This window comes from Ornithinibacillus massiliensis (assembly GCF_018310345.1).
GTDB lineage: Bacteria > Bacillota > Bacilli > Bacillales > Amphibacillaceae > Ornithinibacillus > Ornithinibacillus massiliensis.
Genome location: NZ_JAGXBY010000005.1, coordinates 179,932 through 200,660 on the forward strand (window position 1 = coordinate 179,932; position 20,729 = coordinate 200,660).

The following is a 20,729-nucleotide window of genomic DNA, read 5'->3' on the forward strand; positions in this document are numbered from 1 at the left end:
GGGGGATAACGATGGGGAAGAAGATTTATCTTGTAAGACATTGCCAAGCGAATGGTCAGGAATTGACAGCTTCATTAACTGAAGCGGGTATAAACCAGTCTCTAGAGTTAGTAGAATTCTTTGCGGATGTTCTAGTTGAGCGGATTATCTCCAGTCCATATCATCGTGCCATTGATTCCGTCACGCCACTTGCTAAAGAAAAGGATATTCCAATTGAGATTGATGATCGACTATCTGAACGTGTATTAAGCACAACGTTCTTTCATGATTGGCGAGAAAGACTAGAACAGACCTTTGATGACTTGGACCTTGTATTTGAGGGGGGAGAATCTAGTGCTCAAGCTATGAGGCGTGGGATTGAAGTCATTAAAGAATTACTGGAAAATGAGGAGGAGCATATTCTATTAGCTACACATGGGGGACTAACCTCATTGATTTTGAAATATTTTCAGCCTAGCTTTCGTTTTAAGGATTGGGAGAATCTTACCAATCCAGATGTGTTTGTCATAGCCTATTCTAATGGAGAACTAGAGATTACTAGACTGTGGAAATAAAAAAACAGGATATCTCATAAGGTCCCTTGAGATATCCTGTTTCTTTTTAACTTTGTAATTCTTCAAGGTATTCTTCTAACGTTATATCACGTTCCATGATTTCGCTAGCTGTTTTAACACCAACATACCGTATGTGCCAAGGTTCATATTGATATCCTGTAATGTCTTCTTTTCCTTTAGGATAGCGAATGATGAAGCCATATTCCGCTGCATGATCCTTTAACCATTTTCCTTCCTTTGTATCTCCGAATTCTATAACTAAGTCAAAATTGACTTGTGGGCTTGTAACATCCATTGCAAGACCAGATTGATGTTCACTTTCACCAGGTCGCGCACTGAATTTATTAGCCTCTTCCTCGCCATGATTGCTCACATAGGATGCAAACAGATATTCCTGGGTTTCAAAGGAGCGAAATCCGGATTGTGCATATAAATCAAGACCCTCTTGCTCTGCCGCGGCAAACAATTCCTCAAGTGCATCAGCAGCAACTTGACGTATTTGCTTTTTCGGTAAATCTTCTACAAATGGAAATGGTACATCTGGGAAAACTAGGTCCGCTGGCACATAATCTGCAGGCAATGCGTGTTGCTTATTAATTAAGGCAAGTACTTCAAATGGATTACTTAGTTCAACAGTTTCCTCATCTAAAGGCTTATCCTCCGAGTAAGCTAAACCTTCACCGGAAGTTACTGTACTCTCTTGATCTTGATAATCCTCTATAACAAGCCTTGTCGCTTCATCATATTTTCCTGTTATCATCAGGTCTTCTGACTGTATTTGTAAATCGGTAATTGCCCATACGGTTTCTTTGTCATACGTACCAGTAGTGGGAATCTCATACCCAATTTTGATTAGAGCTTCTTGTAGTCCTATAACATTATCATTTTGATCACCTTTTTGGAGATCCTCTGTTGGGAGAACGAATCCTTCTTTAGCCTCAGGATTTTCTGCATTCTGTTCATCCTCTTTTGTTGGGTTAGGATTATCTTGTACCTTTTCTTCGCTTGTTTTTTCAGACGTATCCCCTGTTGTAGGCGTACTGTCACTACAAGCTGAAAGTAATATCAAAAGGCTTATAAGGGTTAATAAATAGATAGATTTGTAGTTTTTCATTGGTGTTCTCTCCCTTTTGAAACTTGAATACCCTACTTATTATACTACGATGAAAAATGAAAACAGTATAAAATGAGAAAAATAGTTCGTTAGTTCTACTGGATATTTTTGGTATATATAGATTATACTATAATTGCAGGGAATTTAATTGTGCTTTTTCTAATGGAAAGGAAGAGGCAGAATGAAGCAACAATTAGATAGTAAAGTTAAGGAAGCAGTCACGGAGGTAGGATTTTCAGGGACAATTTTAGTTCGGAAAAACGGGGAAGTTATTCATGAATCCGCATATGGTTTTGCTAATCGTTCGGATCAATTAAAAAACACGGTGCATACTAGATTCGGTATCGCGTCCGGGTGTAAGCTATTTACAGCGATTAGCTTTGGGATTCTAGTAGACGAAGGAAAAATTACCTTTGATACTAGATTGAAAGATTGCTTGGATATTCAATTTTCTAATTTTTCAGATGAGATAACAATTCATCATCTTCTATCCCATACTTCGGGTATTCCGGATTACTTCGATGAGTCGGTTATGGATGATTTTGAAGAGCTGTGGAAAACAAGGCCGATGTATTCGATGCGTGAGTTAAAGGATTTCCTTCCTATGTTTCAACATCGTGACATGATGTTCCAGCCAGGGAGTCAGTTCCATTATAATAATGCAGGATTCATTGTGCTAGGATTGGTTATTGAGCAACTAGCCGGGATGAGCTTTACTGATTTCGTGGAACAAAAAGTGTTTGCAAGAGCGGGCATGAGGGATTCTGGTTATTTCTCACTTGACCAGCTTCCAGCAAATACAGCAATAGGCTATATAGATGATGTAGCATCTGGAACTTGGAAGAGCAATATGTATTCTATCCCTATAAAAGGTGGAGCTGATGGAGGAGCATTTATTACCGTCCATGATATGGTACGCTTATTTGATGCCTTGTTTAGTAAGAAGCTATTAACCGAGAGCACAACGGAAAGACTGTTATCCGTTCAAGCTGAGGGAGAAGATGACGAGTTCTATGGTTATGGAATTTGGATGGATAAGCAGGCGGATGAGATTACGAAGCACCATGTAATGGGATATGATCCTGGTGTAAGCTTTCATGCTGCAGTCTATGCGAATGGGGTAGAGGTTGTAATTGCTTCGAACAAGAGTGAAGGTGCTTATTCGATTATGGTTGCGATTGAAGAACTGTTAGACTAGGCAAGCACACATTCCCATATCTCTTCATATCTTTTTAGAAGATCGTATGAAGGGGTGGGGAAGATGGCTGAAACTGTATTTGTGGAACAAGCAGCACGTGTCCGTCACAGATGGATAAATTTTGTGTTATTTTGGTGTGCATTAATTGTTGTTTCCAGTGCTTATGTGACGACACCTCTCTTTTCTATCTTTGAAACTACGTTTGACGTCTCGAAAACGATGTCTGCATGGACTAGCAGCTCGTTTTCTTTTTTTTATGCGGTTGGTTTTCTATTATTTGGACCATTAGCGGATCGAATCGGTAGAAAGCAAGTCATTGTATTTGGCATGATTTCATTAACGATTGTAACCCCACTGATAGCGATGGCGAGCAGCTTCTGGAGTCTTGTTGTACTTAGAGGGATTCAAGGGTTTGTTGCGTCAACGTTTGCCCCATCAGCACTTGCTTATGCGTTTGATGTTATTCCATCTAAGAAAATTGTTACGACGATTGGCTTTATCAGTTTTGGCTATGTAACTTCTGGCATTTTTGGGCAAGTGCTTGGGGATGCATTTTCTCAATGGGGAAGCTGGAGGATGGTCTTCTTATTCTTTGGCGGTTTATATTTTATTACGTTCCTAACAGTGTTGCTATTACTTCCGAGTCCAAAAAAGCCAGGGCATAAAGAGGGTATTAGCTTTTACCTTTACCATAGCAAGCTTATTTTCAAGCAACGTAACTTTGTGTTCATTTACCTCATCACGATAATGCTCTTATTAACATTTATGGGAATGTACACCTTGTTAGGGAGCTTCTTAAAGGGAGAGCCTTATTACTTGAATGATAGGGAAATATTAGGTGTTCGAGCTATTGGCATTGTCGGGATGCTCGTGTCACCTTTTGTCGGTAGGATTGTTGGGGAAATAGGCGTGTTGACAACGCTTAGGTTAGGCTTGTCATTAGCTACCATGGGCTTATTACTACTTGGAATTGGAAGTAATATAACCTTTGTTATTGTGATGAGCATTATCTATGTGTTTGGAATCTCGTTAATATTTCCTGCTATCATGGTATTAATTGGAGAGTTAGGTGGAGATAGAAGAGCGCTTGCTAATGCCTTCTATGCCTTTATCCTTTTTATTGGTGCGATGCTAGGTCCAATTGTTGCTATTTCATTCATGACGTTTACTACTTACTTCTTTACATTGTTAGCTCTGTCTTTGTTATTAGTTCTGGCATTCATTTTTTCGATTTTTATACGGGTATAGCGGTAAGGAGTAACGATTTTGGATAGAGTGATAGAGGCTGGGACAAAACTATTTTCTAACATAGGATAAACCAAACATGAAAGTTAGCGCATCAGACCAGCCCCGGAAATATACTTGCGTTGCTTCCAGTACAATGCGACATCTGCTCGAGAGAACCTCGCAGTGTCTTCTTTACACTTTATCACAGCATAAGTGCGACATCTGCTCGAAAAGACCTCGCAGTGTCTTCTTTACACTTTATCACAGTATAAGTGCGACAGCTGCTCGAAAAGACCTCGCAGTGTCTTCTTTACCGTCGGGTTGCTGGTGAGCCTCCTCAGAGCTAATGCTCCCCTGGGGTCTCACCGATGCCTTTCCTCCCACAGGAGTCTCCGTATATTTCCGGGGCTAATGTGGTGATTGTTCGTTTTTTATTACCTTTGTTATCGTTTTGTCCCAGCCTCATCTCCTAGGCTAGGATTCCTAGAGCTTCGAGTAATGCAAAAGAAGCAGCTATCAAGAGAAAATCTACTTCTTGATAGCTGCTTTTGGTATAAATACAAGTTATTTGGATTCAAATAGTCTACAAATTTCTACAATTACATTCGTAGCTTTTTCCATGTTATCTACAGAAATATATTCGAATTTTCCATGGAAGTTCTCGCCACCAGTGAAAATGTTTGGTGTTGGTAATCCCATGTAGGACAGTTGGGAACCATCTGTTCCACCACGTACTGGTTCGATGACAGGCTCAATATCCAAATTTCTCATAGCTTGTTTTGCTACGTCGACAATTTCCATAACAGGCTCAATCTTTTCACGCATGTTGTAATATTGATCCTTCATATCAAGTACAACATTATCTTCCCCGTATTTTGCTTTCATTTCTTCTACGAATTTCGTCATGGTTGCTTTTTTATTTTCAAAGCTGTCGCGGTCAAAGTCACGAATGATGTAATAAACACGTGTTTTTTCAACGTCACCAGTAATGGAGATTAAATGATAGAAGCCTTCGTACCCTTCCGTCTGCTCTGGTGATTCTTGTTCCGGAAACTTACTTACAAATTCCGCTGCCATTTTACCAGCGTTGATCATTTTATTCTTTGCTGTCCCAGGATGTACACTGTTTCCCTTGAAGGTCACTTTTGCGGCAGCAGCGTTAAAGCTTTCATATTGAAGCTCGCCAAGTGGTCCACCATCGATTGTATAGGCAAAGTCAGCGTTAAAGGCTTGGACATCAAATTTATGAGGGCCACGACCAATTTCTTCGTCCGGTGTGAAGGCAACACGGATTTTGCCATGTTTAATTTCTGGATGCTTGATCAGATAGTCCATTGCTGTCATAATTTCAGCGATACCTGCTTTGTTATCAGCACCTAGTAAGGTTGTACCATCTGTTGTGATTAGTGTATGTCCTTTATAGCTAGGTAGTTCAGGGAATTCTTTTTCGGATAACACAACATTTCGTTCGCTGTTCAGTACAATGTCATTGCCGTCAAAGTTTTCAATGAGTTGTGGATTAACATGTTTACCAGTAAAATCAGTTGCTGTATCCAAATGGGCAAGGAAGCCTATAGTTGGTACTTCCTTATCCGTGTTCGAAGGAAGTGTTGCGAATACATAACCATTCTCATCAATGGTCACTTCCTGCATTCCGATTTCGTTTAGCTCGTTAACAAGTAAGTTGGCTAATTCTAATTGTCCTGGTGTGGATGGTGTTGTTTCACTATCTTCATTGGATTGTGTATCAATCTTTACATATGTAGTAAATCGTTTAATGATATCTTCCTTCATTCTCAGTCTCTCCTTATTGTGAATAGTAGATTAAATATGAAATAATTATACCGTAACTCGAAATAATTAGGAAATTTAAAAAGTTGTACTAGAAAGGAAAATAATAAGATTGTGGCGAATGATATAGTATGGAGAATAATAAGGAGGACAATTCATGACCTATATTATGAAAGTGGAAGAACTAATACATAAATTAACAGCTAATCTTGAGGATATAGTTTTGGTCGATGCACGTTTTCAATTAGGGGATCCAACAGTAGGAAGAAAGGCTTATGAGGAGTCACATGTACCAGGGGCCGTATATTTTGATTTAGAACGGGACCTTTCTAGTGAGGCCGGTGAACATGGTGGGAACCATCCACTTCCTGATATAACCACACTAGCAGATAAATTAGGAAAGAATGGTATTGATCAAGATACGACTGTCGTAGTGTATGATAAAGGAAATGATATGTTTGCACCGCGATTTTGGTGGCTCTTACATTACCTTGGTCATCAAGATGTTTATGTATTGGATGGAGGATTTGAAGCTTGGGTTCAAGCTGGACAACCTGTCACTGCTGATATCCCTGTAAAGAAACAGAAAATATTTATTCCTAATGTTCGACCAGATCAGGTAGTAGATATAGCCTTTGTAAGAGGGATAAAAGATAATAAACAGGCTGCCCTTATCGATTCTAGAAGTGAGGACCGCTATCTAGGAAAAACAGAGCCATTATATCAAAAGGCCGGACATATTCCAGGTGCGAAGAATTATTTTTGGATGGATGTTTTAGATGAAAATGGTAACTGGAAGAATAGGCAATCGTTAGAAAAGCAATTCGCTAAGTTAGATAAGAATAAAGAAATTATCGTTTCCTGTGGCTCAGGGGTGTCAGCGACTCCAAATATTATGGCGCTTAAAATGGCGGGTTTTAAACATGTAAAGCTTTATCCTGGTAGTTATAGTGATTGGATTTCTTATGAGGAACATAATATTGAAACAAAGGATGAAACAGATGAGTAAAAGGCGATGTGCATGGGCACCCGAGAACGATGAATTATATCGCGATTATCACGATTATGAATGGGGAAGACCTGTACATGATGATCAAAAGCTATTTGAAATGCTTACGTTAGAAGGGGCACAGGCTGGTCTAAGTTGGATTACGATTCTACGCAGACGGGAGAATTACCGACAGGCATTTGATCAATTTAATCCAACGGTTATTGCTGCTTATGATGAAGCAAAAATCCAGTCATTACGAGAAAATGAAGGGATTATTCGACATGAAGGGAAGATCCGTTCCGTCATTTCAAATGCTAAGGCTTTTCTTGCTATACAGAAGGAATTCGGTAGCTTTGATTCTTATATTTGGAGCTTCGTTGGAGGAGAACCATTGAAAAACAGATGGGAGAGCTCGAACCAAGTACCTGCGGAGACGAGGGAGTCTCAAGCGATGAGTAAGGATTTAAAGCGTAGAGGATTTAAGTTTGTTGGACCTACAATTTGTTATGCCTATATGCAAGCAACAGGCATGGTTCATGATCATACAGTGGATTGTTATTTGTATGAAGGATAAAAGGAAAAGCTACTTTCTCTTTATTGGAAAGTAGCTTTTCCTTTTATAGTTTAAACACTTTTAGTTCATTATTTAATTGTTCAGCAATTTTTTCTAATTCTTCTGCGCTATGGGAAACTTCCTCCATGGAAGTTGATGTTTGTTGTGCAGATGCTGCTGCTTGTTCCACACCGGCTGCAGATTCCTCCGATACTGCCGCGATTTCCTCAATTAAATTATTCATATCACTACTATTATTAGCAATTTCTCGTAGGTTTGCCGAGATATCCGTGATTTTGTTAACCATATCTGTCACCGAGTTATGAATCGTTGTAAAGTTATTTCCTGTTTCTTCAATTTGAGCAGTACCTTCTTTTACCTCGGTATAGCCACTGTTTAATGAGGTAACAACATGTGCTGTTTCACTTTGGATTTTGCTTACGATAGTAGTAATTTCCCCTACGGAACTAGCAACCTGCTCTGACAGCTTTCTAACTTCTTCTGCAACAACGGCAAAACCTTTACCATGTTCTCCAGCTCTTGCAGCCTCAATTGCTGCGTTAAGGGAAAGAAGGTTTGTTTGATCAGCAATATCTTTAATTACCGATACTAGTTTTGAAATGGCTGTTGATTGCTGATCAAGACCTCTAACCTTTTCTACTGCTTCAGATACAATGGAATCAATTTGCTTCATTTGAACAACAGATGACTTCATTAATTCTTGTCCTTCGTTCGTTAAGACAAGAACATCTTGAGATGTACCGGAAATTTGCTGACCGTTCTGTTCTGATACTCGTACCTTTTGAACGAAATCATTCATCTGTTCAGCAAGGTTTGATGCGCTATTTGCTTGATTCTCAGATCCAGAAGATAACTCTTCCATCGTGGAAGCAATTTGTTCATTACCTTCTTTCACTTCATCCGCTGATTGGGATAATTCTTCACTTCTAGTCGAAAGAGTATTGGCAGCTGATGCAACTTTATAAAGTATCCCTTGAATATTATCCTTCATTTGGTTAACGGCAGTAGCAAGCTGTCCAATTTCATCTTTTCCGTTATAATCAACTGATTTAGCTTGTAGGTTACCATTTGCTACTTCTGTTGTCAGGTCAACCACTTTTTGTAAGTTGGTAGCGATTCGTTTACTTACTAGTACTAACAGAACAACACCAAGAATAATTGCTATTATGTTTGCTATGATTAAGGTGTTGGTACTAGCTTTAATTCCACCTTTAGAACTTGTTACCACTTCTTGTTGGTCAGCGATGACAGTTTCCATTAGTTGTTCGACAAGTTCTACCGTTTCGGAACGAAGCTCGGATGAACGTGTTCTAATCGACATCGCCATGTATTCTTGATTATTATTTATAGCGTCTGTAATATCCCCGTAGAACATTTCATTTATTTTCTTATCGTTATCGGAGATTTGTTGGAATAATTCTTTTTGTTCAGTTGTAACTAAGGAAGGTTCAATTTTTGCTTTTAACTCTTCAAACTGAGCTTCATATTCTTTAAAGGCGTCAGCAAATCGGTTTCTACCAGAAAGCAAATAATCCGCAATTTGAACATCCTTCACTTGAATCAATGCGGATAAGTCTGCCATATCATTGACACGAGCACTATACTCGTCGATTGCTTCCACATCGGCAGAACTCTTTTGGAGTTGTAGGTATATTAATACACTTGAGAATAAGAAAAGAACCACTGTAGTTAAAAATACTAATAAATACTTACGACTAATGTTAACGTTTTGGAAGTTAAAAAGAGTTTTCTTATTAGTTTTTGGCTTATGTTGTTTTTTCTCTTTTTTTATTTTTGGTAGTTTTATCTTTTTATTTTTTTTCATATATATCCCCCAATTATAGATATGTTCCAATATAAAGAAGAAATTATATCGTATTGATATCTAGCCTATGGAATCCAAAGACTAATTTGTTAAGACTGATTTCTTCTCCTACTACTCCACTCGATTTATGTATGTAAAAACTGTGCGCCCTTTTCTTATATCATTATATCGGTTGTATTTTCTAATTCTAAAGTATTATTAGAAAATATTCGACAATTTTTTGCGTGTTGAATTCGATTAGCTTTTCTAGTAAAATAGCAGACTGTGTGTTCTTTACATGTTATGACAAAACAGGAGGTGGAGATGGATAATGAAATCTGCATTTTTACAAGAAGAAAAAGATAAGGAAGAACTGCAGGAAGAACTAGATAATTTGGAATTACAGTTATTTCGCATGCAACATAATATAAAAGAAATTGCTAAAAAGGCAGAAGTAATTAGCATAGACCAAACACCACAGGATGAATGGGTAGTTGTTTATGCTGACCGCGAACAGGATACATGGCAACTTATGCTACACAGCTGTAAGCGTCCTTACCGTGGAAGTTGGAACTCTGCACTTCAAGCGGAAATAAAGGATGACAGTACGATTCATATTGCTGCTATTAAAGGCGAGGAAAACAAAGGATATGGATCAGTGCTAATGGATCACTTAAAAGAAATGGCGAAGAAAGAAAATGTACAGTATATAACTGGTGATTTAGTGAAGCGAGATTTTGACCATGTCGACAGATTACAGCATTTCTATGAAAAGCATAATTTTGACGTAAAAATTGACCATGAAGAAGAATGTGGAGAAATTGTATGGAATGAAGAATAGATGTGAGACTACTTAGAATGGATAGTAGTCTTATTTTTTTTACCATTAGAGAATGGTAAAAAGGTAACAGAGAGGAGCAGTCAGTGCTCATTTTCGGTTGAGCGAGGAGAAAAAGGTAACAGAGTGGAGTATCAGTGCCCATTTTCGGTTGAGCGAGGAGAAAAAGGCAACAGAGGGATGCAGTCAGTGCCCTTTTTTGGTTGAGCGAGGCGAAAAAGGTAACAGAGAGATGCAGTCAGTGCCCATTTTCGATTGAGCGAGGAGAAAAAGGTAACGGAGGAAGAGTGTCAGTGCCCATTTTCGGTTGGGTGAGTGTCAAAAGGTAACAGAGAGATGCAGTCAGTGCCCAATTTCGATTGAGCGAGGAGAAAAGGTAACAGAGGGGTGTTCTCTATACCCCAAATGTATTGCTGGAAAGAAAAAGGTAACAGAAGAGGAACCTCTCTATTCCCAATACAAAACTAAACGAGGGGAGAAGATTGAGCCAGATAACGTAACTCTTTGGGGACAAGTATAAAAGCAACCCAATATAGGATTGCTTTTCATATTTTAATTCAACTGTGGTGATTTTTGATGATTCGTTGCTTGCTCATAGGCAAAGGCAAGTTCTATCAGTTCTGTCTCCGTATAGGCTTTGCTTGTAAAAGTAATACCAACTGGCTTGCCGGCATCGGTATAGCCGCATGGAACGGTGATGGATGGGTAGCCTGCCTTGGCCGCAATTCCTGATCCATTTTCATTTGCGAATATTAATGCATCCAAGCCGTGTTCGGTCAGCGCTTTATCAATGCCATCTGCTTGTGAAAGTCTAAGATCCTCTAAGCGATCTTTTATATATTCTGTTTCGATTAATCTTCCGGTTTTTTCCTCAGATTCAAGTAAAAGCTTTTGACCATATTTCAGTGCAGTCTCTGCATGTTTTTGGTTGTATTGGATAATATCCAGTAAATTATGCACTGGTAAACTCGGATTAACATTTTTCAAGTAGGCGTTCAGGCCGTTTTTAAATTCGTGAAGCATGACCGTTATAGGAGGGAAATTTGTTGGTAAGTCTACTTGGTCAATAACGGTTGCGCCAAGTGTCTGTATATCTTCTAGTGCCTTTTCCACTAATCGGAGTTCTTCCTCTGGCAGTCCTTCCAGATAAGCTCGAGATACACCGATCCGTTTAGCTTTTAATCCATCCTTATTTAAATAAGCGGTATAATCTTGAAGGCGATTTGGATTGGTTGCTGTTGCTGGGTCTTCTATATCGAAAGCTGTTAATGCTCCAAGTAGTAATGCAGCATCTGTGACTGTTCTTGTCATTGGGCCCGCAGTGTCTTGAGAACTGGATATTGGAATAATCCCTGTCCGACTAATTAATCCAACTGTCGGTTTGATTCCAACGATAGAATTACTGCTTGCTGGGCTTAGAATGGAGCCACTCGTTTCAGTTCCTATACCTAATGGAGCAAAGTTAGCAGCAATAGCAGCACCAGTACCAGCACTAGAGCCACCTGTATCAAATTCCCCTGGACCATATGGATTTAAAACCTGTCCCCCTCTTGAACTATATCCATTCGGCATCCCTACCGTCATGAAGTTTGCCCATTCGGTTAAATTCGTTTTACCCAGGATGATTGCCCCAGCTTTTCTTAATTGCTTCACGAGAAAAGCGTCCTCTTTTGCAAAATGGTCAGCTAAAGCAATCGAACCTGCAGTTGTGTGCATGTTGTCTGCGGTATCAATATTATCTTTAATTAAAACAGGGATACCGTGTAATAGGCCCCGGCTACCTCTTTCCCTTCGCTCCAAATCAAGTGCTTCTGCAATATACAGGGCATCAGGGTTTATCTCAATAATGGCGTTTAACTTAGGACCATCTTGATTGTACTTAGCAATTTGTTCTAAAAAAGCGAATGTAATTTCTTTAGCTGTTAAGCTGCCATTTTCCATTGCCTCTTGTAATTCTAATACAGTTGCTTCCGTAATAGGTTTTGTCATCGGTATCCTCCTATAGTCTCGCTAGTAGTTTTAAAAAAGATTACACTTGTTCGAAAATGTGAAAATGTAACCCATATGGATCGGTCATCAATAGGCTTTTCTCATTATAATTTTTAGTGATGGAACAGCCATTTGATACAAGAAGTTCTTTCGTTTTTTCGAAGTCTTTAACGGCTAACTCGAAAAAGACTTTATTTTCTTCATTCTCCTCCAGGTAAAAATTCCATCCACCAAAAGTTAGTTGTGTTTCGGAATTAGATGAGTAGACCTTTTCCATGCCCAAAACATTTGTATAAAACGCTATGGCTTCTGGTTGGCTATTTACTTGGATGGCGATATTATTCGTTAAATCAAAATTGGATCGTTTATTAATTTTCCTTTTTGGATGATACCCTTTTTGACCAGAAGGAAGTAGGTCGAATAGATACCATACAGAGCAAAACTCATCCCCAGGTCCAAACGGTGCATCAGCAATATGATAGATTCTTCGTTCTTCATCCTTTTGGAACGTAGAAACCCCTGGGTATTGATAGCCATCTTTAACAAAGCCTAAGTCTTCCTTAAAGGTCGTATCCTTTGTTGACACCATTGGAAATTGCCATTGACGCTCTGCAGCATAAGCATTCTGAATCTCTGGTGAATCAGGAGTAGCTACGACAAAGGCTGCTTTATCGATTATATGATGGTATATACCATTAAAGCCATCTGCCCACATGGTACAGTAAGAGCATGATTTCCCCATGTTTTGAATAACAATCAGTTCATCCTTCTCACCAAATAATTCTAGTAAGCTAACTTTTCGGTTTAAGGAATCAAGGAATTGATAGTCTTTCACTTCATGTCGAGGAACTGTTTTTCTTAGTTCCATTAATTTAATCTTTTTTTCATGAATTTCCTTTTCCAATGCTTTAATCTCTGATTGTAAGTCTAATGTTTCCATTATACATCTACTCCTTCTCTTTAAATTCTACAATTTCAATTTAATTACCAGTCTTCTATGACAAAGTAAAAGTGTTTCTACAACATTATCATGAAGTAATCATTTATTTTTCTCCTGGTTTGCTTTTGTTGTATCAAAGAGAAGTTTAGGCAAATTAATTAAAATGGGTGGATCATATGGAAGGGCTTCTCTTAAGGTGACCTCTGTAAAGGAAGTACGATGATGTTCTGTATCGACAGGTTTTTCTGCAATCCCTCTTAACGCATTGGACAATAAGAAATAGTTTAATGGATTTAAACTTTTGGCTATCGCTACAGCAAGGACATAATATTTTCCCTTTGGGACGTTTGAGAATGTACAGCTTGTCTGCTGATGGTTTATGGCGGTTCCGATAATGGGAGCTTGATCAGGTATTGGTTTAGAAAAAAGTCCAATAAAGATAAGCCCGTTAAAAGAAGGTGGTACTATGATTCTACATGTAACAGATGGTTCTAACGCTTCTAATGGTAGTAGATTAGTTGAGACGTCGTATTCGTTCATGAAGCGATGGAGTGGCTTTATATTTTTCTGAAACTGTTTTGGTGATAAACCAACATATTGTTTAAACTTAGAGCTAAAAGATCCAGCACTACGAAATCCAGCACCAAGTACAGCTTTGATGATGGAGTCAGAAGGATTTACTAGCGCTTCCTTTCCTGCTTCAATCCGTAGTGCAGAAAGATAATGACGAGGTGGAACACCTGTAACCTCTTTAAATACTCTGCTGAAATGGAATGGGCTATAACCGACATGATTTGCTAATTTTTCTGAGGTTATTTCCTCATCTAAATGATTATTCATATATTCGATTGCTTGTAGGATTATTCTCTTTTTCTCGTTCGTCATCCATTGTCACCTTACCATGAGATCTTTTCACTTTTAAATAAAAATTCGACATTATTTCATGAAATCCTTTTTTGAAATCAGGATATTTTTCTAGGAAAATTGGTTATGTTAAAATGGTATATATTTCTACATAAAGGAGCGATGAGTATGGATTATGTAACATTAAACAATGGTTTACAAATGCCGAAACTCGGATTTGGGGTTTGGAAGGTATCAGACGATGAAGCGGAAAAAGCTGTAAAAGAAGCTATTAAAGTCGGATATCGCTCTATTGATACAGCAATGATCTACCAAAATGAAGCAGGCGTAGGTCGAGCAATTGCTGAAGCAGGTGTTCCACGTGAGGAATTATTTATTACAACAAAAGTGTGGAACTCCGATCAAGGCTATGATAGTACAATAAAAGCATTTGAAGCTAGTCTAGAAAGATTAGGCCTTGATTATGTGGATTTATATTTGATTCACTGGCCAATGCCAAATGATGATTTATATGTGGAAACATATAAGGCATTAGAAAAGTTATACAAAGATGGTAAAGTGAAATCAATCGGTGTATGTAACTTCCATATTGAGCACTTGCAACGTCTCTTAGATGAGTGTGAAGTCGTTCCAGTTCTGAACCAAGTAGAATGCCATCCGTATTTACAGCAAGCAGAATTAAAGGCTTTCTGTAAGGAGCATGATATCTTCGTAGAGGCTTGGAGCCCACTAATGAATGGTAAAGAAGTGTTAGAAAATGAAGTAATTAAGGGAATTGCGGAAGCACATGGAAAAACACCAGCCCAAGTTATTCTTCGTTGGCACCTACAATATGATAATATCGTGATTCCGAAGTCTGTAACGCCTTCCCGAATTGAAGAAAACTTTAATGTGTTTGATTTTGAGTTAAGTGAAGCTGATATGAACAAAATTGCTGATTTAAATAAAGATTTTCGAAGCGGAGCAGATCCAGCTGAATTTCATGTAAAATAATTAAGAACGAGATGCAGGGAGACCATCCTTGCATCTCTATTTTTTTTCAGCAGAACGGACCATGTAATAGCCTCAGCTGTATACTAGTATAGTTTTCTCTTATGAAAGTAAGATAAAGTAGTTGGATTTTAAATTATAAGATTTTTAAAATAATAGTAACTATTTTATAGATAATGTAGTAAACTAAAAAAGAAATAACTTGGTTCATCCATTTTAAAAGGAGTGATGTTTTATGAGAGAAATGAAAATGCCTAAACGAAATCTTAGTAAAACTTTTAAATTGGAGGAACGGTCGGTGTAATGCTCGTATCCTCCGTCTATTTCAAGGAGGAATTTTATATTGCATAATCTAGAAACGCTAGGTTGGAAAAATGAATTTAATGTAGATCAAGAGAACGTGGCTCGTATACTTACCGTGCAGAAAAATAGCTTTCGAGCTTCTGACGGTGAACTAGACTATCAAGCCCATTTAAGTGGGAGATTTTTAAATGAATCAACAAGTCCATTAGATTTTCCTGCAGTTGGGGATTGGGTAGAGGTTCAAAAGTTATCAGAAGAGAGAAAAGCAGTAATCAAACGTGTCTTACCTAGAGCAAGTCAATTTGTTAGGCAAGCTGCCGGTGAACGAACAGACCCTCAGATTGTGGCAGCAAATATTGATATCGCTTTTATAGTAAATTCACTGAACCATGATTTGAATGTAAGAAGAATAGAACGTTATATTTTGCTAGCTTATGATAGTGGTGCAATGCCTATCGTGTTATTAACGAAGAAAGATCAGGCATCAGAAGATGAAATCGAAGAGGCTATTTCTTCTGTTAAAGAAGTGGCAATCGGAGTACCAATTCTTGCTATAAGCAGCCTAACAGGTGATGGTATAGAGGAATTGATGAACCATTTAACAACAGGAAAAACAGGTGCCTTATTAGGTTCTTCCGGTGTTGGAAAGTCTACGTTGATTAATGCTATCGTCGGATATGAGGTTCAAGAAACCAAAGGTATCCGTGAAGATGATAGTAAAGGTCGTCATACTACGACACACAGAGAAATGTTTATGCTGCCTAATGGTGCGATGTTAATTGATACTCCTGGTATGCGCGAGATTCAGCTTTGGGATGGGGAATCTGCAATGGAGACGACATTTCAGGATGTTGAAGTCTTAGAAAAAGAATGTCGCTTCTCCGATTGCGCACATAAAACAGAGCCAGGTTGCCGTATTCAAGAGGCTTTGGGAACGGGAGAACTTTCAGAAGAACGATATGCCAGTTATTTGAAGCTTCAGCGAGAAATTGCCTTTGAAAAACGAAAACAGAATCAAAAGGCGAAATTAGAAGAAAAGAGTAAATGGAAGAAAATTAGCAAACAGCAAAAAGACTCTTATAAATATAGAGCTCGGTAATCGTGATAAAGGGCGTTGGCTAAGTAGCCAACGCCCTTGTAATTTTTTCCTACAGAATAAGTAAAATTAATCGGTACACAACATAGAATCCAGTTAGGAAAAGTACAGCTGTTTTGATATCATGACGAGCAACATAAAGATATGAAATCATGAATACAGCTATATTTAAGAAAATAGTTGCTAAGGAACTAATCCATGAGTGAATGGTAATATTTAAGAGATCGAATGGTATGGATAGGAGCAAAAATATACTTGGTAAAACCAACCAGGCTCCTAATTTTTCAAAGAAAAAGTTCCAATCATATTTAAGCCCCTTTTTACTAGCGACATTTTGGTACACTAAAATTAAAAGGGCAAGAGCAATTGCATAAGATATAGTACGATGGAAGTAGTTAAAGTAATCACTAAATCCAAAATATCTTGCCACATCCAAGTATTCGAAAAAACTCAAGAAATTACTAAGAAAAATTAGAACAAGAAATGCAATAATCGTAATAAGTCCAAATTGATGTTTTCCCTTTGCTTCTTCGGTAAGAATGGAGTCAGGATCTTTTAATGTATTTAAGACATATTGAAAGTAATTATCGACTTGTCCCGACTTTGGTTTCTTTTTCTGTTCATTTACTACACTATCCGTTTTTACTTCATTTTCCATAATAAATTTAGCCTCCATAAATTGTTATATCTCCATAATACGAAACATTTAGTCGGAATTGGTCGGTTTATGGAAGAATGATTCTATATTACCATTACTTGGTAGGGAAAAAGTTGGATGTTATTGAAAAAAGCGGCCGACTAATTGCTCATATTCCTGGAAATAATGTGGGATTTCATGATTAGCTAGACCGTAACGCATATTTTGGACAATGGATTCGTTATACCATTTTTGCTCATCTATCCCTGCATTAAAGCTGTCCCACACTTTTAGTCCTTGTTCCATGAGGTCTTTTTCTAACCCTTGTAAATTATCTAGTTTATCAGCGACTATCAAATATTTAATCTCTTTATCAGCATGCTTTATCGTATCAATCGTATGCTGCTTACGTTCTTTCCATGACTTTGATTTATTCTCTGTATGAGCAGCCACGATTTCGGCTACCCTTTTACCAAAATGCTTTTCAATATCCTCTATTTCATAAATCGTGTCTTCTACAACATCGTGAAGGTAACCTGCACAAACTAATTCATCAGAGAAGCCTTCTTTTTCAAGTCTTTCTGCAACCCGAATCGGGTGAGTAATATAGTCGGCATTAGAATTTTTCCGTTTTTGTCCTGCATGGGCAAGTGTCGCGAATTCTCTCGCTTTCTCTTTCAATGAATATATCTCCTTTCAAGATCCCTTTTTCTTCATTATAAAGAATCAAAGGAGCATTTTACATCATCATCACTTTACTTTCATTCAAAGTAAGAAACAAGTAAACTGTAAATAGATAACGTGGATTGGAAGTGTGGATATGGCTGAACAAGGTATTAATAAACGCAAAACAGAACACATTCGATTATGTCTCACCGATCAAGTCGAAGGTGTTAATAAATCTACCGGATTAGAAGGAATTTCTTTTATACATAATGCTTTACCGGAAATTAACTTCTCTAATATAGAAATTAATACGTCCTTTTTACAAAAGGAAATAAGTGCACCGTTTCTTGTAAGCTCAATGACAGGTGGTTCGGAGCTAGCCACTGAAATAAATCAGAACTTAGCACTAGCAGCAGAACAAAGGGGATGGGCAATTGCACTTGGATCTACTAGGGCATTGTTAGAAAGTGATAAGCATCAGGAGTCCTTTTTAATACGAAAGCAAGCGCCAACTGTACCGTTGATAGCAAATCTTGGAGCAGTACAGCTTAACTATGGATATGGTGTAGAGCATGCCCAAAGGATTGTAGACATGACAGAAGCTGATGCGCTATATCTTCATTTAAATACACTACAAGAAGTGATACAAGATGAAGGGGATTTAAACTTTGAACATTTACTTCCAAAAATAGAAGCAGTATGTAAATCGCTAACAGTCCCTGTTGGTGTAAAGGAAGTAGGTTTTGGGATAGATGGCACCGTTGCTAAGAAATTGTATGATGCTGGGGTAGCATTCGTGGATGTCGCAGGTGCTGGAGGAACCTCCTGGAGTCAGGTAGAAAAGCTTCGTTCGAAAGACCCATTACGTAAGGCGGCAGCAGAGGCATTTAATAACTGGGGGATTCCGACGAAGGATTGTATCGTTTCTGTACGAAGTGAATTAGCTGAAGTCCCATTAGTTGCTAGTGGCGGAATGAAAACAGGGCTTGATGCTGCAAAAGCAATTACGATTGGTGCAGATATGATCGGATTTGCTAGATCTCTCCTACAAGCGGCAACGGATTCAGTTGAAGCAGTTGTTAAAGTAATGGAACAAATAGAATTTGAACTAAAGATTACGATGTTCGGAATCGGAGTTAAGAACCTAAATGCGCTTAAGAACACGAACCGAGTTACAATTATGGGTAAATCTTTACTGGAAGAGCAAGACTGAGCGATTATGATCGTTTAGTCTTGTTTTTTTATATGTTGAAAGGGAAGGTTGACATATTCTTCGGGATTTGGCGACGTTCTTTCAGGATTTGACCACCTATCTTCCGGATTTGATAAGTTAACTTCAGGATTTCACTACTCATTTTCAGGAATTTCCCCTTTTCCATCAATTTCCTATATAGTTCTAGCTCTCGAACAAATACTAATCTTAAACTAGATAAAAGGAGCTTTTGAATGGATAAGGATATTTTTGAAAGCAGTGACTCTAAGTATATTCCGATGACATCGCTACAGAGTAGGATTGGTCATGAGATGGCGACAGATGTTTATTATTATACCAACCAAATTGTAAACATTATTTTCCTTGGCAATCCCGGCGATAGGAAATGGTATTTAATTGATGCTGGAATGCCTAAATCCGCACCGGAAATTATCAATCAAGCAGCAGAACGGTTTGGTGAGGGTAGTCAACCGGAAGCCATAATTTTAACCCATGGCCATTTTGACCATGTAGGAGGGTTAGTGGATTTATTAGATGGCTGGAATGTTCCTGTATATGCACATGAAGCGGAATTTCCGTATTTGACTGGGGAGCTAAGCTATCCAGAACCGGATTCTACAGTAGAAGGTGGAATGCTTGCTAAACTATCTGCCATATACCCGAATGAACCAATCAATATTAAACCCTACTTGAAACCATTACCAAAAGACGGTCAGCTACCTGGACTAGAGGAATGGAAATGGATTCACACTCCTGGACATAGCCCTGGTCATGTATCACTCTTTCGTGAACGAGATGGCCTGTTAATTTCTGGTGATGCATTTGTTAGTGTTAGACAGGATTCCTTTTATAAGGTACTTACCCAAAAGCCTGAGGTATGTGGACCACCTCGCTATTTAACAACGGATTGGCTGTCTGCTAAAACCTCAGTCGAAAGATTACAATCACTACACCCTAGAATGGTTATCCCTGGTCATGGTGTGTCTCTACAAGGAGATGAATTAACAGAGGGATTACATGAGCTCGTGAAGAATTTTGATCAGGTTGCTGTGCCGGATTATGGGAAATACATTTAAGTACGATAAGCACAACATTACGATGTAAAATAATGTTGTGCTAAAATACTGGTAAGTGGAAAGAGGTGCGGTAATAAATGAAGATAGAAATTTGGTCAGATTTTGTCTGTCCTTTTTGTTATATAGGAAAGCGAAGGCTGGAGTTAGCTTTACATGAGTTTGAATACCGTGAGAATGTGCAAATAGTATTTAGAAGCTACGAGTTGTATCCGGATGCGGATGCTAAGACAGAGTTAAGTATTCATGAATTTCTAGCAGCGAAGAAAGGGATGCCTATAGAACAAGCTAAGCAATTAAATGAAAATGTAGGTAAACAAGCAGCGTCTGTTGGCTTAACCTATAATTTTGAAACGATGCAACATGCGAACACATTTGATGCCCATCGACTGGCTAAGTATGCGGACACGAAGCATTTAGGTACAGAAATAACCGAAAAACTATTGCATGCGTATTTTACTGATGGTGAATTAATTAGTGATTATTCTACATTGAAAAGGCTCGCAACCGAAGTTGGATTGGATCTGGAAGAGGTCGAGGAGTTGCTATTAACCAATCGCTATGCAAAACGTGTACGCGATGATGAAGAACTTGCAGAGAAAATTGGGGTTAGTGGAGTACCATTCTTTGTTTTTAATGAAAAATATGCTATTTCTGGTGCCCAACCTAAAGAGGTGTTTCAAGAAGTATTAGAAAAAGTATGGGAAGAAGAAAGTAAACAACCGACCTTACAAAATATCAACCCAAAAGAGTCTAAGACTTCTTATTGCACAGGCGAGGGTTGTGAAGTAGAAGACTAATATTTGTTTTATAGCTTGCTAAAGAACTAGCAGGCTTTTTTTCTATATAATGTTGAAAAATGTAGCT

The 20,729-nt window shown here is 38.3% G+C and carries 19 protein-coding genes; 11 read left to right on the forward strand and 8 right to left on the reverse strand.

Annotated features, from left to right (window positions below; genetic code table 11):
- Positions 1-11 precede the first annotated feature (11 nt).
- Entirely contained in the window at positions 12-554 is a 543-nt protein-coding gene (locus KGF86_RS14745) for a histidine phosphatase family protein (protein WP_186869595.1), read from the forward strand.
- Between the two features lie 46 nt (positions 555-600).
- Here KGF86_RS14745 and KGF86_RS14750 read toward each other — a convergent pair whose 3' ends face one another.
- The gene (locus tag KGF86_RS14750) at positions 601-1,668 is read right to left on the reverse strand and encodes a D-alanyl-D-alanine carboxypeptidase family protein (protein WP_211742324.1); all 1,068 of its coding nucleotides are present in this window, start codon (positions 1,666-1,668) and stop codon (positions 601-603) included.
- Positions 1,669-1,849: 181 nt separating this feature from the next.
- Between KGF86_RS14750 and KGF86_RS14755 the strand changes: the two genes are divergently transcribed.
- The gene (locus tag KGF86_RS14755; protein ID WP_211742325.1) at positions 1,850-2,866 is read left to right on the forward strand and encodes a serine hydrolase domain-containing protein; all 1,017 of its coding nucleotides are present in this window, start codon (positions 1,850-1,852) and stop codon (positions 2,864-2,866) included.
- Between the two features lie 63 nt (positions 2,867-2,929).
- A complete protein-coding gene (locus KGF86_RS14760) occupies positions 2,930-4,114 on the forward strand; it encodes an MFS transporter (protein ID WP_186869598.1) in 1,185 nt (394 codons plus the stop codon).
- Between the two features lie 543 nt (positions 4,115-4,657).
- On the opposite strand, the gene pepT is transcribed toward KGF86_RS14760, so the two are convergent.
- Positions 4,658-5,887 carry a peptidase T gene (gene pepT / locus KGF86_RS14765; protein WP_186869599.1) on the reverse strand — a complete coding sequence of 410 codons (1,230 nt, stop codon included), beginning with the start codon at positions 5,885-5,887 and terminating at the stop codon, positions 4,658-4,660.
- Positions 5,888-6,041: 154 nt separating this feature from the next.
- Between pepT and KGF86_RS14770 the strand changes: the two genes are divergently transcribed.
- Complete coding sequence (locus KGF86_RS14770) at positions 6,042-6,893, forward strand: sulfurtransferase (protein ID WP_211742326.1); 852 nt, start codon at positions 6,042-6,044, stop codon at positions 6,891-6,893.
- Entirely contained in the window at positions 6,877-7,449 is a 573-nt protein-coding gene (locus tag KGF86_RS14775; RefSeq protein WP_186869708.1) for a DNA-3-methyladenine glycosylase I, read from the forward strand. Before KGF86_RS14770 ends, KGF86_RS14775 begins: the two co-directional genes overlap by 17 nt.
- Before the next feature lie 43 nt (positions 7,450-7,492).
- Here the strand turns inward: KGF86_RS14775 and KGF86_RS14780 are convergent, their stop codons facing one another.
- Positions 7,493-9,274, reverse strand: coding sequence for a methyl-accepting chemotaxis protein (locus tag KGF86_RS14780; protein WP_211742327.1), 1,782 nt, complete (start codon positions 9,272-9,274; stop codon positions 7,493-7,495).
- 310 nt (positions 9,275-9,584) lie between these two features.
- Here KGF86_RS14780 and KGF86_RS14785 point away from each other — a divergent pair, with 310 nt between their 5' ends.
- Positions 9,585-10,094, forward strand: coding sequence for a GNAT family N-acetyltransferase (locus KGF86_RS14785; RefSeq protein WP_186869602.1), 510 nt, complete (start codon positions 9,585-9,587; stop codon positions 10,092-10,094).
- A 549-nt stretch (positions 10,095-10,643) separates the two neighbouring features.
- Here KGF86_RS14785 and KGF86_RS14790 read toward each other — a convergent pair.
- The 3 genes from KGF86_RS14790 to KGF86_RS14800 form a co-directional block, all read right to left on the reverse strand.
- Entirely contained in the window at positions 10,644-12,080 is a 1,437-nt protein-coding gene (locus KGF86_RS14790) for an amidase (RefSeq protein WP_211742328.1), read from the reverse strand.
- A gap of 40 nt (positions 12,081-12,120) precedes the next feature.
- Positions 12,121-13,020, reverse strand: a complete 900-nt coding sequence (locus KGF86_RS14795; RefSeq protein WP_211742329.1) for a DUF899 family protein — start codon at positions 13,018-13,020, stop codon at positions 12,121-12,123.
- 99 nt (positions 13,021-13,119) lie between these two features.
- The gene (locus KGF86_RS14800; protein ID WP_211742330.1) at positions 13,120-13,905 is read right to left on the reverse strand and encodes a helix-turn-helix domain-containing protein; all 786 of its coding nucleotides are present in this window, start codon (positions 13,903-13,905) and stop codon (positions 13,120-13,122) included.
- Positions 13,906-14,052: 147 nt separating this feature from the next.
- Between KGF86_RS14800 and KGF86_RS14805 the strand changes: the two genes are divergently transcribed.
- Both KGF86_RS14805 and rsgA read left to right on the forward strand, forming a co-directional pair.
- Positions 14,053-14,877, forward strand: a complete 825-nt coding sequence (locus tag KGF86_RS14805) for an aldo/keto reductase (RefSeq protein ID WP_186869607.1) — start codon at positions 14,053-14,055, stop codon at positions 14,875-14,877.
- Between the two features lie 340 nt (positions 14,878-15,217).
- Positions 15,218-16,276: a ribosome small subunit-dependent GTPase A gene (gene rsgA / locus KGF86_RS14810; protein WP_186869608.1), complete on the forward strand. Its 1,059-nt coding sequence runs from the start codon at positions 15,218-15,220 to the stop codon at positions 16,274-16,276.
- Positions 16,277-16,325: 49 nt separating this feature from the next.
- Here the strand turns inward: rsgA and KGF86_RS14815 are convergent, their stop codons facing one another.
- Positions 16,326-16,949: a hypothetical protein gene (locus KGF86_RS14815; protein WP_186869609.1), complete on the reverse strand. Its 624-nt coding sequence runs from the start codon at positions 16,947-16,949 to the stop codon at positions 16,326-16,328.
- A 102-nt stretch (positions 16,950-17,051) separates the two neighbouring features.
- Entirely contained in the window at positions 17,052-17,591 is a 540-nt protein-coding gene (locus tag KGF86_RS14820) for an HD domain-containing protein (protein WP_211742331.1), read from the reverse strand.
- A 139-nt stretch (positions 17,592-17,730) separates the two neighbouring features.
- Here KGF86_RS14820 and fni point away from each other — a divergent pair, with 139 nt between their 5' ends.
- The 3 genes from fni (at position 17,731) to KGF86_RS14835 (ending at position 20,662) form a co-directional block, all read left to right on the forward strand.
- Positions 17,731-18,789: a type 2 isopentenyl-diphosphate Delta-isomerase gene (fni, locus tag KGF86_RS14825; RefSeq protein ID WP_186869611.1), complete on the forward strand. Its 1,059-nt coding sequence runs from the start codon at positions 17,731-17,733 to the stop codon at positions 18,787-18,789.
- Positions 18,790-19,022: 233 nt separating this feature from the next.
- On the forward strand, positions 19,023-19,865 hold the full coding sequence (locus KGF86_RS14830; RefSeq protein WP_186869612.1) for an MBL fold metallo-hydrolase: 843 nt from the start codon (positions 19,023-19,025) through the stop codon (positions 19,863-19,865).
- A 77-nt stretch (positions 19,866-19,942) separates the two neighbouring features.
- The gene (locus KGF86_RS14835) at positions 19,943-20,662 is read left to right on the forward strand and encodes a DsbA family oxidoreductase (RefSeq protein WP_211742332.1); all 720 of its coding nucleotides are present in this window, start codon (positions 19,943-19,945) and stop codon (positions 20,660-20,662) included.
- The last annotated feature ends 67 nt before the right edge of the window (positions 20,663-20,729 follow it).